We start from the raw sequence: 15360 nt of genomic DNA, 5'->3' as shown, positions 1-15360 counted from the left end.
AGGGGAGAGTTAGCGTTTAAACCACTTATAATCCAGAGAGTAACGGCCAGCACCGGTGACGGCAAGCAGCAGCAGGCCAGCGATAATACTGATGTTTTTAAAGAAGTTGATTTCGTTGCCGATCATTTCTGCTCCGCTAAACCGCCAGAACGGGTGGCCGATAAAGGCGGTGCCCAGCACATAGAGCGCATAAATGATGGCTATCGGCCGGGTGAAGGCCCCCAGCACGATGAAGATACCGAAAATGAACTCCACCACCACGGCGACAACCGCGGCCAGGTAAGGCATTGGCGTACCGTAGCCCTCCATCGCCGTGACCGTGGCACCAAAGTTGGTCAGCTTCATCCAACCGAAAATCAGAAACAGGATCATCAGCAAAATTCTGGCCAACAGAATGGTGCCGTCTTTTAAACTTTCGCTCATTGTGAACCCCTTAACCACTACCCAAAATAGGTTGCTGTACCAGGTAAATACTAGATCAACTTCACTTTTTATCCAGGGACATGGCTTCAGGGAGCAAACGGAATATCAGCAGACGCCGAAGTCGTCGTCTTCGTGATAGGGGTTCACTTCGTTGGCCTGTACCTCGGTGCGTTGTTCAACCCCCAGTTCGACCCAACTGCATATCAGCGCCTCTCCATCCTCTTCGATAACGGTCATTTTTGGCCCACCAGTTTTACGCTGCACAAAATCACCCACGCTAAATGACATATCGTTTCTCCAGATCTGTTAGGGGGGAAAACTGAGTATAGGAGACCGTAGGCATTCCTCTATAAACATTCCTCAACGGCCACCTTACGTAGGTACGTGCCCGCTCAGATGCCCGGTAAATTGCCGTTTGTGCCTGAATTGGTTAAGTATTATGCTGGCAGCAGGAAAATCACTCTAGTTAGGGAACATCTATGACAATTGAAATTCGCCCGGCGGTGAAAGCCGATGCCAAGCTCATTCTGGATATGATTATTGAACTGGCCGTGTACGAAAAGGCTCGTGATGAGGTACGCACCAACCAGGCAGAGATCGAAGAAAGCCTGTTTGGCCCCAACGCCTGCGCAGAGGCGCTGATTTGCAGTGTCAATGGTGAGCCAGCAGGCTATGCGGTGTTCTTTATGAGCTACTCGACCTGGCTGGGTAAGAACGGCATCTACCTGGAAGATTTGTATATCACGCCCAAGTTCCGTGGGGCGGGAACGGGCAAAGCCTTGCTGCGCCATATCGCTCAGCTTGCTTGCGAGCGCCGTTGCGGACGCCTGGAATGGAGCGTGCTGGACTGGAATCAGCCAGCGATTGATTTCTATCTCAGCATTGGTGCGGCTCCGCAAGATGAATGGGTGCGCTATCGTATGGAAGGCAAGGTACTCGAGCAGTTTGCTATGTCTTGATCTGCGCCCGCTTCGGGGGAGGCATCTCCTCCGAAGGCTGATATTTAATGCTTTTTTCCACCTCTGGCGCTATCCTCCCGCAATAGTGCTGCACCAATACCTTCATTTCCTGCTCGTTTTTCCCCCTGCTTTGTCCTGTGAGGTTTCCTACAACACCCATCGATGGGCGGCTTTGCCTCGCCTGGTTACACTAGAGCCAAGAAAAATAAGGAGGTCTTATGCGGGACATTCAACAGGTTTTGGGGCGTTGGGGCGTGTGGGCACGGGAAAGTTCTTCTCTGGGATATTCGCATATCGCCGCCGGTTTTAAAGGGTTGCTGCCGGGCAGTAGCAAACAGCAGGCCTCTTGCTGTGACGAGGACGGCTTGGTGGTGGATCGCGCCGTTGCTCACCTCCAGGCCCTACGTCAGCCGGAGGAGCTGGAACTGATCTTGCGTTACTACGTTTACGGGCAATCGAAGTCCGCCATTGCTCGCGGCTGGAAATGTTCGGAAGGCCGGGTAAGGCAGCAGATGCAGGTGGCAGAAAGTTTTATCGAGGGTTGTCTGGTCAGCCAGAATATTCGTTTGGAAATGGATAGATAAACTATTACCGATAATAAAAAATAAAGGCTTTTTAAATTGAAGTAATTACTACCCCGCAATGCGGGGTGGTTTTGTTATTTCAAATTAGTGGCGAAAAATAATTTAATAAAAATCTATTCGCTACGAGTTTTATCTAGTAAATTGATAGCGTGGTTATTGTGTTTCGCAGTTGATAAAATATTTTTTAAAATAAACTTCTCGCTACGAAATATATCAGCTAGAGTGCTATTACTGGTTTAACCCAAGGTGATGCACTCTTATCAATAGGGTTAAACCAGGAGGCGCTATGAGCACCTTGCGTATCAATGATTTGTTTGAGTCCAGGTTAACGGTCTGGGCTGAAGAGAATGATATTAAATACACCTTGGCTAATGTGACGTTTACGGCGGATGACGATCTTCATCTGGAACCGTTTATTGCTCCGGAGCCTGCGGTGGCGTTAGGCATTTCCCAAGAGGTGCAGACCTACAGCGGGAATTATCAGGTTAATATTGTGATGAAAAAAGGGACAGGAGCGAAAACTGGCTATCAACTGGCGGAGGAGATTATCTCATTATTCCCAAGGGGACTAGTGCTGGCGGACGATGCTTTTAACTGTTATGTCAATGCTGGTGGCAATATCCTGCCAGCGATTGCCAAGGATGAATTATATACCCTGCCAGTCACCATTGGTTATTGGGCTGGGTATTAATAACACACTAGTGTAGTAAACATCGCTGGGGGGAACTCTCCAGCAAGTAAACCAAGCATACCGCCATTCGGCGGTTTTTTTATATCTGAAATTGGAGAATTACCATGGGTTTTGCATTACCAAATGGCGCCACCGTATTTGCTGGCGCGCCAACAGCACCAGGCGTAGTAACCACCGCAGTCAGCAATGCTAACGGCGCCGTATTTACCGTGGCCACCGGCCACACTCTGAAAGTGGGTGACATCGTGATGGTACGCTCCGGTTGGGGCCTGATCGACAGCCTGGTGGCCAAGATCACTGCCCAAGTGGATACCAGCATCACCATCGGTGCCATCAATACCACCGACGTGAGCTTCTTCCCGGTCGGTGGCGGCAAAGGCTCCTTGCAGAAGATCGCCAGCTGGACGCAAATTCCTCAGATCACCGAGGTAGCGCAGTCTGGCGGCGATCAGCAATACGTGCAGGTGCAGTTCCTGGAAGACGATCGTCAGCGTAACTTGGCCACCTTTAAAGCGGCCAAAACGCAGACCTTTACCTTTGCGCACGATGCTTCTCAGCCGATCTACAGCCTGCTGCAGGATGCCGATCGCAATGGCATCACGCTGGCGTTCTACATGCATGTGCCAAAAGCCAAGGAGCTGCGCTACTGGTCTGCGGTACCGGCTTTTGATCCGCAGCCCACCACCGCGGTTAACCAGGTTGAAACCGTGCAGGTGGCGCTGGCGGTGCAGTCTTGCGATATGACGTTCTATAAAGTGACTGCTTAAACACGTCTATTTCCCCCTCAGGCTTGGTTGCCCGAGGGGCTAATAAGGATGAGTTAATCTGGAAAATGAGGAAATCATGGTTGAATTTAAATTGAATCCCAAGCCGACGTTTAAGGCGGATGTCTCCGTTCCGCGCCCTGGAGATGAAGATGGCGTGCTGACTTTTACCTTCAAGCATAAAAAGCGTACCCAGCTAGAGCTGTTGGAAAAGTCTTTGCGTGAAACCCTGGAACTGCAAAGCGAAACGGGTATTTACAGCAATGAGCCGATGGCAGATTTTTTGATGGAAATCTGCGCAGGCTGGGCTTTGCCTGACGAGTTTAATCGCGAAAACATGCTGGTGTTGTTGGATAACTACCCGCGGGCGTTTGATTCAATTGCCACTCTGTTTACCCGCGAACTGATGGCCGCACGCGGAAAAAACTGATAGCGCTTGCCGAAGCGTTTTATACGCCAGAGCCTGCCATTGAAGATCTCGGTGCCTTTGGCCTGAGCGCCGCCGATTATGATCCGGAAATCGTTGAAGCCTGGCCCGATATCTGGCCAGCGTTTCAGGTTTTTCAGGCCATGGGAACTCAGTGGCGTATAGGCATGCAGGGTGTCAGCGGGTTGGATTATAACTGCCTGCCCTGGCTGATGACGCTTCATGGCGTGGACGATGAGGCAAGCGCGTTCAGTGATATTCGCGTAATGGAAAGCGCAGCACTTAGGATCATTCATAGCAAATAAATACTTATACCAGCATTAAGTTGGTTGGAGGGCAGTATGGCCAATTCAGACTCTATGTTGCTGCGTGAGAACATCAATAAGATGCAGCAGCTATATAATAAAGATTTACCTCAAGCAACTCTTGGCTTTGTGAGGGCTACGACTCGGATAACCGAGGCGGCTAAGTCATATTCTTTTGGGCTGCGAACCATTAATGAGAACTCCGGGGCCAAGGCGATACTGCTTATTGCCCAGTTGGGTGAGCTGGAGAAAACTATCAAAGGGGATAGGATAAGGCAAGAAAACCTTCGTAAATCACTACGTCCATTGCCATCGTATGAACTTAAAGTAGATCCAAAAAAAGAACCGGGTTTGCTGAGTGACTATATTTCAGATAAACAGGCAGAGGCCGCTAGAAAAAGCTGGCAGAGCTACCTGGATACCGCAACCGATATTTCTGCTGCGGTAGTTCAGGTGGCCAAGGCCAGCCACGAGGGGCTGACGGAGATCCTTACCCGATTACTCACTACTGGCCGCTTTAGTTTTCATACTTTTTCTTCTTCTATTTTGCAGATGTCCGCCGGGTTATTCAGCAAAATCATTAGCGGGTTTGCGGTTGATAAAGCGGTGAAATGGATAGACTCAACCTTTTTCCCTGCGGCGGATCCCAATAAAACGGCTACGGATAACGCGGCCAAAACTGCGGCGGGCGGGACTGATGCTGCCGCATTGGTAGAAGGTGGTGGCGGAGAGGAAAAAGGGGACTCTACCAAAGATAAGCTGGATAAGGATAAGCAAACCTGGCAGGAATATTTCGAAAGCGTCACTGATGGTTATAAAGGACTCAATGAAATAGGCCAGGCGGCTCACAAAGGGTTATCTGATAATCTAACCGAATTGGTGACGACCGGTAAAGCTAACTTCAAGGAGTTTAGCACGTCGATTATCACCATGATTGTCCAGATAATAAACCAAATGCTGGTGGCTTATGCCATACAAGCAGCAATGGGATGGCTCAAAAGTGCGTTCGCTCCTGCCGCTGATGCAGGATCGGCAAATAACGCTTTCTCTTCGGGCGCATACGACAACTTATCGTTTGATTCAGGTGGCTATACCGGCGACGGCGGTAAATACGATCAGGCGGGCGTGGTGCATCGTGGCGAGTTCGTGATGACCAAAGAAGCTACCCAGCGGATCGGCGTGGGCAATCTCTACGCCATGATGCGCGGCTATGCGGAGGGTGGCCTGGTGGGTGGCAACAAAGCCCCGATGTACGGCCTGGCAGCAGAGCAGGGCGGTGGCATTACGGTCAACAGCACCGTGGTTATGAACAATGACGGCTCGGCGAATGCGGCTAATAGTTCCTCTGCCGGTGACGGCATGGGCAAGCTGGTGCAGGGCATCGTTAATCAGGCAATCACCGAACGTTTGGGCAAAGAGCTCAAGCCGGGCGGCCTGATCTGGAATGCTTCAGCGGCCCGCTGAATCTCTTTATCAATCATCAATAGTAACAACCGCAGTCTGGCATCAGGCCCCATTAATTGCATCTCAATCGTTATTTCCCCTCACCCCAACCCTCTCCCACAGGGAGAGGGAGCTGGTATGGCGCCGTGTTCAGGTACAGAAGTAACCTGTAACAAGGGTGATAGGAAAGACGAATGCATGATCCAATATGTGGCACGTACAGTCCCCTCTCCCTGTGGGAGAGGGTTAGGGTGAGGGGTAATTTTGGCCCAGCGACTGACGGTTATTACTGCTCGGAGTCTTTATGCTTATCGATACTTTCCAATGGCAAACCCAGGCCTCGCCTAGTGGTAACTTTGTCCATAACGTCAGAAGTGCGCAGTTCGGCGACGGCTATAAACAGGTCAGCAGCAACGGGCTGAACCAGGCGGTGCAGCAGTGGCAGTTGGCCTATACCGGCCATCCGGCCGTGACCCAGTCGATGCTGGCCTTTTTAAATCAACACGTGCTCGTCGCCTTTTTCTGGACGCCGCCCAACGGCAAGAAAGCGCTATTCCGCGTCAAGTCGGATTCAATCTCCGTCACGCCGCTTGCGCGCAATGTGGAGGCGTTGAGTTTTGCCTTTGAACAAGCCTTCGGCGTATAGGTGCAATCATGTCATTTAACAGTGAAGTGCAAAAGCTGGCGCCAGGGGAACTGATCCAGCTGATCGAAATTGATGGTAGCGCCTTTGGGGCCGCCATCATGCGCTTTCATGCGCACAATATTCCCCACACTCAGGCCGAGATCGCGGCGGCGGGCAACGATGCCCAGCGGCTGAAACCAAAATCGATCTGGTGGCAGGGAAACGAGTATGAGGCCTATCCCTACGAGATCACCGGCCTGGCAGCAACCAGCGACGGTTCACAACCAACGCCCAGGCTCAGCGTCGCCAACCTCAGCAATCTGGTGTCTTCGTTGTGTCTGACCTTCAACGATATGGTGCAGGCGAAAGTGCGGGTGCATGACACCTTTGCCAAATACCTGGATGCGGTCAACTTCCCCGAGGGGAACGCTTTGGCTGATGCTTCGCAGGAGCGAGTGCAGGTTTTCTACATCGACAGCAAAAGCACCGAAACCAACAGCGTGGTGGAGTTCCAGCTTTGTACACCGTTCGATCTGCAAGGCCAGCAACTGCCCTCGCGGCAAATTCACGGGCTTTGCACCTGGTGCATCCGGGGTTGGTACCGTAGCGGCAGAGGTTGCGATTACAGCGGCGGGGCCTGTTTTGATAAGGACGATAAACCGATCGACGATCCGGCGTTGGACGTCTGCGGTGGCCGGGTATCCTCCTGCAAAAAACGCTTCGGTGACGCGCAACCCCTGGCCTTTGGCGGGTTCCCTGGCTCCAACCTGTTGGGGAGGTAATGATGCAAGCTGAAATCATGCAGGCCATTTGTGAGCATGCCGCAGCGGAATATCCCAATGAGTCCTGCGGTTTTGTGGTGCAGAACGGGCGTAAGGCGCATTATCTGCCGTGCCGAAATGTGGCGGAAAACGCGTTGGATAACTTTGTCATTTCCCCTCAGGAATATGCACAGGCGGAAGATCAAGGCGAGATCATTCGCATCATTCACAGCCACCCTGATGTGCCCGTATTGATCCCTTCGGAGATGGATCGTCTGCAGTGCGATCACTCGGGCATTGTCTGGGGCATCGTCTCGTGGCCGGAAGGAGATTACACCGAAGTTGTGCCACGCGGTGAGCGCCCGTTAGTCGGGCGCAGCTGGCTGTTGGGGCATGCCGACTGCTGGTCATTGATCCGGGATTACTATCGCCAGGAACACGGCATCGCGCTGAACGATTACTCGGTGGAGCATGAATGGTGGATCGACGGCAAAACCCGCCTGTATGACGATCACTGGTACGCCGAAGGGTTCCGAGAATTTCAGGGGCCGATGCGCGCGGGCGACATGATCATGATGCAGGTTTCAGCCCCGGTTACCAACCACGCGGGTATCTATCTGGGGGACGGCATGATGCTGCATCACCTGTTCGGCCAACTGAGCCAGCGTTATCCCTACAGCGGATATTTTCAGGAGCGGACGGTACGCGTAGTCCGCAGGAAGGAGTTTCTATGATGCAAACAACAAGACTGATCCGGTTGGGTGGCCAACTGGGTAAAAAGTTCGGTAAAACCCATCGGCTGGTGGTGGCGGATACTCGCGAAGCGCTGCGGGCGCTGTGTATCACCTTGCCCGGATTTGAGAGCTTTATGATGAATGCCCATAAGGACGGCGTGCAGTTTGCCTTCTTCAATGGCCCACAAAATATCGGCCTGGCCGAGTTTGCTACCTCTAAAGGCCGCGCCGATATTCGCATTATGCCGGTGATTGCGGGGAGTAAGAGTGGCGGGATGCTCCAGATTGTCATCGGCGTGGCGGCGTTGGTCGGGGCATTCTATACCGCAGGTTGGTCGTTGAGTGCTTGGAGTGGTGCACTTGGCGCGTCGGGAGCAACAGCGACACTCAGTGCCTCCGCCGTGGCAGCTGTTACCAACTTAACCCTGCTGGGTTCAACGATGGTACTCGGTGGTGTTATGCAACTGATGACGCCACAGCCGGATTTCGGCATGTCCTCTTCACAATCGGTGGAAAACAAACCCTCCTACGCCTTTGGCTCACCGGTCAACACCACGGCGCAGGGCTACCCGGTGCCAGTGCTGTACGGCGAACGGGAAATCGGTGGCGCGGTGATTTCTGCCGGTATTTACGCTGAAAACCAGCAATAACCCCCTTTAGGGCATTTTTCTACAGGTCGCATTCGCGGCCTTTTTTTATGGGCGCAATATGACAAAGTTAACTATTCATGGGCGCAAGGGCGGTGGTGGATCGGCGCATACGCCGGTTGAAGCTCCCGATGATTTGCAGTCCAACGCTAAAATCAAAATCCTGCTGGCGCTGTCTGAAGGGGAAATTGCCGGTGAGTTAGACGGCACTCGCATCCTGCTCGACGGCACCCCGGTACATAATCCCGACGGCAGTGAAAACTTTACCGGCCTGAAGTGGGAGGTACGTAACGGCACCCAGACTCAGGATTACATCCAGGGCATGCCGGATGTAGAGTCTGAAACGCCGGTCAACGTTAAGCTGACCACCACTAACGTCTGGACCAAAACCTTCACCCGAACCGATATCGACGCGCTGCGCATACGCATGGGCTTCCCGGCGCTGTTCCAGCAGGAAGATAACGGCGATATGAACGGTTCGATGGTGGAATACCTGATCGAGCTTTCCACCGACGGCGGAGCCTATAAAACCGTGGTCACCGGTACGCTAAAGGGCAAAACCACCAGCCTGTACGAGCGCGATCACCGGATTAATCTGCCAAAAGCGACCACCAGCTGGACGCTGCGCATCAAGCGCATCACCCCAGACTCCACCAGCAGCAAGCTGGTAAATACTACCCAGATCCAGACCTACACCGAGATCGTGGACGCCAAGTTCCGCTATCCCAATACCGCCTTGCTGTTTATCGAGTTCGATGCCCAGCAGTTCAGTTCAGTGCCGAAAATTACGCTCAAGCCGAAGGGCAAAATTATCCGCGTGCCGATCAACTACGATCCGTTGGCGCGAACCTACAGCGGCAATTGGGATGGCAGCTTTAAATGGGCCTGGAGCAACAACCCGGCCTGGGTGTTTTACGATATCGCGCTGGACAAGAATTACGGCTTAGGCAACCGGGTTACCGCCGCCGAGATCGACAAATGGGGGCTGTACAGCATCGCGCAGTATTGCGATGAGCTGATTGATGACGGTTTGGGGGGCGGGGGCAAAGAACCGCGTTTCCTGTGCGACGTGTATATCCAGTCGCAGCAGGATGCCTACACCGTATTGCGGGATATCGCCGCCATCTTCCGTGGCATCACCTACTGGGGCAACGACCAGCTGTTTGCCTACGCGGATATGCCGCGCGATGTGGATTTCGTTTATTCGCGGGCCAACGTCATCGGTGGTGAATTTGCCTATGCGTCGGGTTCTTACAAGAATCGCTATACCTCTGCGCTGGTGAAATGGGGCGATCCGGCCAACCATTATGCCGACGCGGTGGAAGCGGCTTACGATAACGAACTGGTGAAGCGCTACGGCGTTAACCAGACTGAAATCACCGCCATTGGCTGTACGCGGCGCACCGAGGCTCACCGCCGTGGGCGCTGGGCGATCCTGAGTAACGCCAAAGATCGTACCGTCAGCTTTACCGTCGGGTTGGACGGCAATATCCCGCTGCCAGCTCGGATCATCGGCATTGCGGATGCCATGCTGGCAGGCAAGACCAACGGTGGGCGCATCCATTCCGCGCAGGATCGCGTGGTGGTGCTGGATCGTGAAGTAGCGTTCGGCAAAGGCGATCGCCTGATCGTCAATCTGCCAGACGGCACGGCGCAGGCTCGCACCATCGCCAGTATCGCGGCGGACAAACTTACGGTGACGCTGACCGCCCCGTTCCGCCAGCAACCAGAGCCTGAAGCGGTCTGGAGTATCGATTCCGACAGCCTGGGGATCCAGCAGTTCCGCGTGGTGTCGGTCCAGTCCAACGATGATGGCACCTTCGCTATTAACGCCGTTGAGCACGATCCGGATAAATACGCCTTTATCGATAACGGCATCCACCTGGATGCGCCGCCAATTACCGTGACGCCACCAGGAGCGATGCCAGCTCCGGCGAATATCGCCATCTCGCGCTACGACTACGTTAGCCAGGGGATTAACGTTGCCTCAATGCGGGTGCAGTGGCGGGCCGTCGCTGGCGCGGTGACCTATGAAGCCCAGTGGCGCAAAGATAACGGCAACTGGGTGAATGTGGGATCGACGCCTTCACTCGGGTTTGATGTTAACGGCATTTATGCCGGTAACTACGACGTGCGGGTGAGAGCGGTGAATGCGGTGGGCGTTTCCTCACAGTGGGGTCATGCCGAGCCGAGCTATCTGGCAGGAAAAGCGGGTGTGCCGCCCAAGATCGTTTCGTTCACGGCAACCAAAGATGTGGTGTTTGGCATCCAGCTTTCCTGGCGATTTGGCCAGAACTCTGCCGACGGCCTGAAAACCACCCTGATGGTAGCCAGTCGGGCAGATTTCGCCGATGAACGCTTACTGGCCGATGTGCCTTATCCGCAGCATCGCTATGACATGCAAGGCCTACGTGTCGGGCAGGTGCTTTACTTCCGCGCGGCCTTTACCGACAAAACCGGCAACCAGTCCGACTGGAGCGAGTTTGTACGCGGGATGGCTTCGGACAGCGCGGACGTGGTGTTGGCGCAAATTGCACAAAGCATTACCGAGACCGAACTGGGCAAAGATCTGTTGGAGAAGATCAACAGCCTGCCCTCGGATCAGAACGTGCAGGATCTTGCCGAGAAGATCGCCCAGGCGCAGGCCGATATCGAGGCGAACAGGGATGCGCTGCAAGGGGATGTCGATACCCTGCAAGCAGCGCTGAACAAGGTTAACGCCGAGCTGGCGGGCCGCAATACCGATCTGAGCAATGCTGTCGACGTGCTGCAACAGGATTTGACGCAGCTGGGCAAAGCCGCCATCGAAAACAGCCTGACCATCGAGCATAACCGCCAAAAACTCTCCCAGGCCCAGGAGGCACTGAATAGCGATATCAAGGATGCGCGCGGGGAAATTGACAGCACCCGAGCCAGCTTGACGCGTGCAGATGCTGAACTGCAGGCCAAGGTCGATGCCCTTACCGGCGGCACCAACGCGGCAATGGCCCAGGTCGCTTCGCAGATCACTCAATTACAGGACGGCGACCAGCAACTGGCCAGCAAGCTAGACGTGGTAATTGCTAAAGCCGAAGGGAACGCAGCGCAAATCGCGCAGGAGAAAGCGGCGCGTGTGGATGCCGATGGGGCGTTAGCCAAGGATATCAGCTCGGTGAAAGCCACGGCGGATAATCAGCAGGGATTGATTATCAAGCTGGAGCAGGCGCAGGCCGATGCCAATTCTGCTTTGGCGAAGGTGGAGTCCAACGTTTCCGCCAATGCCAAGGCAATCGGCAGCAACAAGACGGAACAGGACAAGGTTAACTCGCAGATTACGCAGAAAACTGAAGCGCTGGCCGATCAGCAGAAAACGCAGGGTCAGCAGCTCAGCGGGCTGACTTCTGAGTTTAGCGATAACCGGGCGGAGGTGACCCAACAGCTGAAAACGCTGGCGGCAACAGACTCGGCTCAGGCCCAGCAGATTTCCGGTTTGCAGGCCAGCACGGGTAGCAACACTGCGGCTATCCAGGCAGAGGCGAAATCCCGTGCCGATGCCGATGGGGCGCTGAGCCAACGGGTTGACGTGATCCAGGCGACCAGCCAGGAAAACACGGCGGCCATCACCCGCCTTGGCATCGCGCAAACTGAAGCCGAAAGCAGCACGGCCAGCCTGCAACAGGCTTTGGAGGCCACGGCCAAGGCGAATATCGAACAGGCGCTTAAACAGGATAACGATGTTCAACGTCTGGACGAGAGCAGCGCCCGGTTAACCACGGCGCAAACCGTTTTCGCCGATCGGCAGCAGGCGCAGGCCCAGCAAATCACGCAGCTGGACGCGAACTTTGGTGATGTGTCTGCGCAGTTGCAACAGGAGATCACCACCAGGGCCAGCGAGACTGGCGCGTTGTCACAACGCTTTGATCATCTGAGCGCAGATGTCGGCAGTAATCAGGCCGAGGTGGATCAGCGTTTGCAGGCGCTGGTGGATAGCGACAGTGCTCAAGCGTCGTTAATTACCGGTCTAGGGGCAGCCAGTGGCGAAAATAAAGCGGCGATCGCCGCTGAATCGCAAGCCCGGACCACGGCGGATGAAGCGTTATCCCGGCAATTGAGTTCGCTAGATTCTACCGTTGGGAAAAACACGGCGGCCATTAACGATCGGCTGCAGACGTTGGCCAATCAAGACTCTGCCATGGCGGAGCAGATTGGTTCATTAACGGCGACCTCTGGCGAAAACAGCGCGGCGATCGGCGAATTGAAGCAGGCACAAAGCGATTCTGCGGGTTCGCAGGCCTCGCTCAGCAGCTCGCTTGAAGCCATTGCCAAAGCGGATATCGAGCAGTCGTTAAAGCAGGCGGAAGACGTTATCAGCAATGACGTGGTCACCGCATCGATCAAGACCCAGCAGAACGTAATGGCGGACGATCAGCGTGCTCAGGCGCAGCAGATCACCGAATTACGCGCGAGCTTTGGTGATGTTGATGCGCGCTTGATGACGGAACAGACGGTGCGTGCGGAAGCTGACAAGGCGTTATCCCAGCAAGTGACTGCGCTGGCAGGCACCGTGGGGGACAACAATGCCCAACTCAATCAGCAACTGCAGGTGCTGGTGGATACGGACAGCGCCCAGGCCAAGCTGATTAACGACCTGACCAGTCGAACAGGGGCGAATGAGGCCTCGGTTACCGCTTTGAGCCAAACGCTTACCGATAGCAATAGCGCGACGGCTCAGCAAATTGGCGCTTTGCAATCCGCTACCGGTGACAATACTTCGGCTATTACCTCGCTTTCGAAAACCGTGACCGATAACCAATCGGCAACGGCTAACGATATCAAGTTATTGAATACGGCGGTGGGGGATAACAAGGCGGCGGTCCAGCAGGTGAGTTCTGCGCAGGCGACCTTGGATGGCAAGGTTTCCGCAACCTGGTCGGTAAAAGTTGAAACCAGTAAGAAGGGGGAAAGCAGCGTTGCTGGTTTGGCGTTGGGAGTTGATGACGCGGGGAATCGGCAATTCTTGGTGCGAGCTGATCGATTTGCCTTGGTGACCAAAGATGAAGGCAATGTGTCTGTTCCCTTTGCCGTGCAAAATGGCCAGACCTTTATTAACTCGGCGTTTATTGCTGATGGGACGATCACTAACGCGAAAATAACGGGTTGGATAGGTTCTGATAACTTCATCGATGGTAGGCAGGGCTGGGCTATCAATAAGTCTGACGGTAACGCTCAGTTTAATCAGGTTTCTGTTCGTGGAAATATCTATGCAGATAGTGGATATTTCAGAGGGGATATTACCGGGGCTAATGGGACATTCTCAGGAACTATTTACGCAAATAAAATAATAGGCGATCTAGTAGATACCAATAGTATGCCTAGCGTGATTAATATCTCAAGGCATATTAATAGAGAATCTTATGTTGATATTCCGCTGGTTACTATAACGGCATCCAGTTTTGAAAAAAGAGGGGTAATACAAGGGTTACTGCCTAATGGATTGAGTCATTATCCAGAACGAGGGGTGTCTGTTGCTCCGGGGAATGTTGCAAGCGTATGGGGATATGGGGGGGCGAATGGCTCAATTGCTCTGTTATTAAATGGCAATGTGATAGCTAAATCATATAGAGACTATGGTACTAACGGCTACTTGCCGGGAATAATAAGTAGTATACCCATAACCATAAAAGCCAGTAGTAGTGATAATCAGTTGGTATTGAGAGTCTTCAATGATGGATACGAGGCAAATTGGGTGGCATTTTTCTTACAATGTTCCATTATATTATCTCGTTCCACACAGAATATTATTTTTAATAACGTCACTAACTAAAAGCCGCCGCGAGCGGTTTTTCATATTTTGGAGTAAGAATCTATGTGGTACAAAACAGGTACGATCAATTTAGTCGCTAATAACGCCACCGTAACGGGTACAGGCACCGCGTGGGCCGATGCCAAGTTTGGTGTAATGCCAGGTATGATTTTACTAGCACCGGACAATAAGCTGTATGAAGTTAAACAGGTGAATAGCAATACCTCGCTGACTCTTAACAGCAATTATGCAGGCTCAACGGCGAGCGGGCAGAGCTATGCGATTATCACCACCTATGAAGGTGATATCAGCCAGTTCTCCGCTCGCTTTGCCGCGATGCTCACCTTCTTCCAGGGCAGCCGCAATGATACGGTGAGCTGGTTCACTGGCTCCGGGGATATGACCTTTACCAAGGATGATGGTACAAAATTGACTGTGCCCACCCTGGCGAAGATTCAGACTGATTATGTTTCTAGGTCATCGACTCTTGACCAGAGTATTGCGAGTTCGGTGTTAATGTCTAAACCGACTCGCCTTGCGTCGACAACAACGCCTGAGTTTACTCCAACAACTCAAGGGGCTTGGGTATCTTGGAACCGAGATCCTTCTAGTGCGAATAGTGGTTATGCTGCTGCTACTGATTTTATAAACCACAAGGGAGGCGGCACAGGCGGATGGAACTTCTGGAATTCAAATGGTACAGCAACAAATCTATCAGCAAAACTAAGCCCAGCAGGCTTCTTTACAACAATGGGGGGGTTAACGTCATATAACGATCAGGTTATGCAGGCAAACACTGAGGGCGGGAATGTTATAATTCGTTTTAAAGGAGCAGACGGTGTAGAAAAAGGCGCCTTTTATAACTCGACCTCTACTGGCCAAATGACACTTCGTTGGGGGGGGCAGCAGCACAGTTTAATTGGTCAGGCTGATGGTCAATTAAATATCCCCAAAACGCTAACTTTTAATATGGCTTATACGACTCCTGCTGCAGTTCCTGATGTTGCAAATTTGCCGGTTATGTTTAGAGGTGCTGATACAGCTCAGTTTGCTAACCCTAATAATATAAATATTGGAACGTGGTATGGGTTTGCCGTTGTTCCTACATGCCCGGATAATATCACCGCTGCGGGTGTGACACGTGGTTCTCCAGTTTTCTATGTAAATGCTAGAACAGGTACGGCACACGTTCTAAATAATATGTATGTTGGTACC

The 15360-nt window shown here is 53.0% G+C and carries 14 protein-coding genes and 1 pseudogene; 13 read left to right on the top strand and 2 right to left on the bottom strand.

The window, feature by feature from the left end:
* Positions 1-9: 9 nt before the first annotated feature.
* Both JHD74_RS13320 and JHD74_RS13315 read right to left on the bottom strand, forming a co-directional pair.
* Complete coding sequence (locus tag JHD74_RS13320) at positions 10-423, bottom strand: DoxX family protein (RefSeq protein ID WP_074029563.1); 414 nt, start codon at positions 421-423, stop codon at positions 10-12.
* Positions 424-528: 105 nt separating this feature from the next.
* A complete protein-coding gene (locus tag JHD74_RS13315; RefSeq protein ID WP_021178943.1) occupies positions 529-711 on the bottom strand; it encodes a YodC family protein in 183 nt (60 codons plus the stop codon).
* Between the two features lie 191 nt (positions 712-902).
* Between JHD74_RS13315 and JHD74_RS13310 the strand changes: the two genes are divergently transcribed.
* From JHD74_RS13310 to JHD74_RS13250, 13 genes and pseudogenes are all read left to right on the top strand, one after another.
* On the top strand, positions 903-1382 hold the full coding sequence (locus JHD74_RS13310; protein ID WP_024530931.1) for a GNAT family N-acetyltransferase: 480 nt from the start codon (positions 903-905) through the stop codon (positions 1380-1382).
* Positions 1383-1600: 218 nt separating this feature from the next.
* A complete protein-coding gene (locus JHD74_RS13305; protein WP_021807641.1) occupies positions 1601-1966 on the top strand; it encodes an antiterminator Q family protein in 366 nt (121 codons plus the stop codon).
* A 286-nt stretch (positions 1967-2252) separates the two neighbouring features.
* Positions 2253-2657 carry a phage tail terminator-like protein gene (locus JHD74_RS13300; protein WP_199062864.1) on the top strand — a complete coding sequence of 135 codons (405 nt, stop codon included), beginning with the start codon at positions 2253-2255 and terminating at the stop codon, positions 2655-2657.
* 104 nt (positions 2658-2761) lie between these two features.
* Positions 2762-3424: a phage tail protein gene (locus JHD74_RS13295; protein WP_199062863.1), complete on the top strand. Its 663-nt coding sequence runs from the start codon at positions 2762-2764 to the stop codon at positions 3422-3424.
* Between the two features lie 76 nt (positions 3425-3500).
* Positions 3501-3851 carry a phage tail assembly chaperone gene (locus tag JHD74_RS13290; protein WP_233169532.1) on the top strand — a complete coding sequence of 117 codons (351 nt, stop codon included), beginning with the start codon at positions 3501-3503 and terminating at the stop codon, positions 3849-3851.
* Positions 3848-4153 (top strand): DUF1799 domain-containing protein, encoded by a 306-nt coding sequence (locus JHD74_RS13285; protein ID WP_081375768.1) that lies wholly within the window; start codon positions 3848-3850, stop codon positions 4151-4153. The genes JHD74_RS13290 and JHD74_RS13285 overlap by 4 nt, the downstream gene beginning before the upstream one ends.
* A 54-nt stretch (positions 4154-4207) precedes the next feature.
* The gene (locus JHD74_RS13280; protein WP_199062862.1) at positions 4208-5617 is read left to right on the top strand and encodes a phage tail tape measure protein; all 1410 of its coding nucleotides are present in this window, start codon (positions 4208-4210) and stop codon (positions 5615-5617) included.
* 283 nt (positions 5618-5900) lie between these two features.
* On the top strand, positions 5901-6242 hold the full coding sequence (locus JHD74_RS13275) for a phage tail protein (protein ID WP_024486957.1): 342 nt from the start codon (positions 5901-5903) through the stop codon (positions 6240-6242).
* Between the two features lie 8 nt (positions 6243-6250).
* Positions 6251-7003, top strand: coding sequence for a phage minor tail protein L (locus tag JHD74_RS13270; protein ID WP_074029550.1), 753 nt, complete (start codon positions 6251-6253; stop codon positions 7001-7003).
* Between the two features lie 2 nt (positions 7004-7005).
* Positions 7006-7716, top strand: a complete 711-nt coding sequence (locus tag JHD74_RS13265) for a C40 family peptidase (protein WP_199062885.1) — start codon at positions 7006-7008, stop codon at positions 7714-7716.
* Entirely contained in the window at positions 7716-8366 is a 651-nt protein-coding gene (locus tag JHD74_RS13260) for a tail assembly protein (RefSeq protein ID WP_370592641.1), read from the top strand. The genes JHD74_RS13265 and JHD74_RS13260 overlap by 1 nt, the downstream gene beginning before the upstream one ends.
* A 58-nt stretch (positions 8367-8424) precedes the next feature.
* On the top strand, positions 8425-14166 hold the full coding sequence (locus tag JHD74_RS13255; RefSeq protein ID WP_199062860.1) for a DUF1983 domain-containing protein: 5742 nt from the start codon (positions 8425-8427) through the stop codon (positions 14164-14166).
* A 42-nt stretch (positions 14167-14208) separates the two neighbouring features.
* Positions 14209-15360: pseudogene (locus JHD74_RS13250) on the top strand (hypothetical protein); the annotation flags it as partial.

The sequence above is a fragment of the Serratia sp. ASV30 genome (assembly GCF_016428815.1).
Classification (GTDB): Bacteria; Pseudomonadota; Gammaproteobacteria; order Enterobacterales; family Enterobacteriaceae; genus Chania; species Chania fonticola_C.
This window is presented reverse-complemented; position numbering and strand designations above follow the sequence as displayed.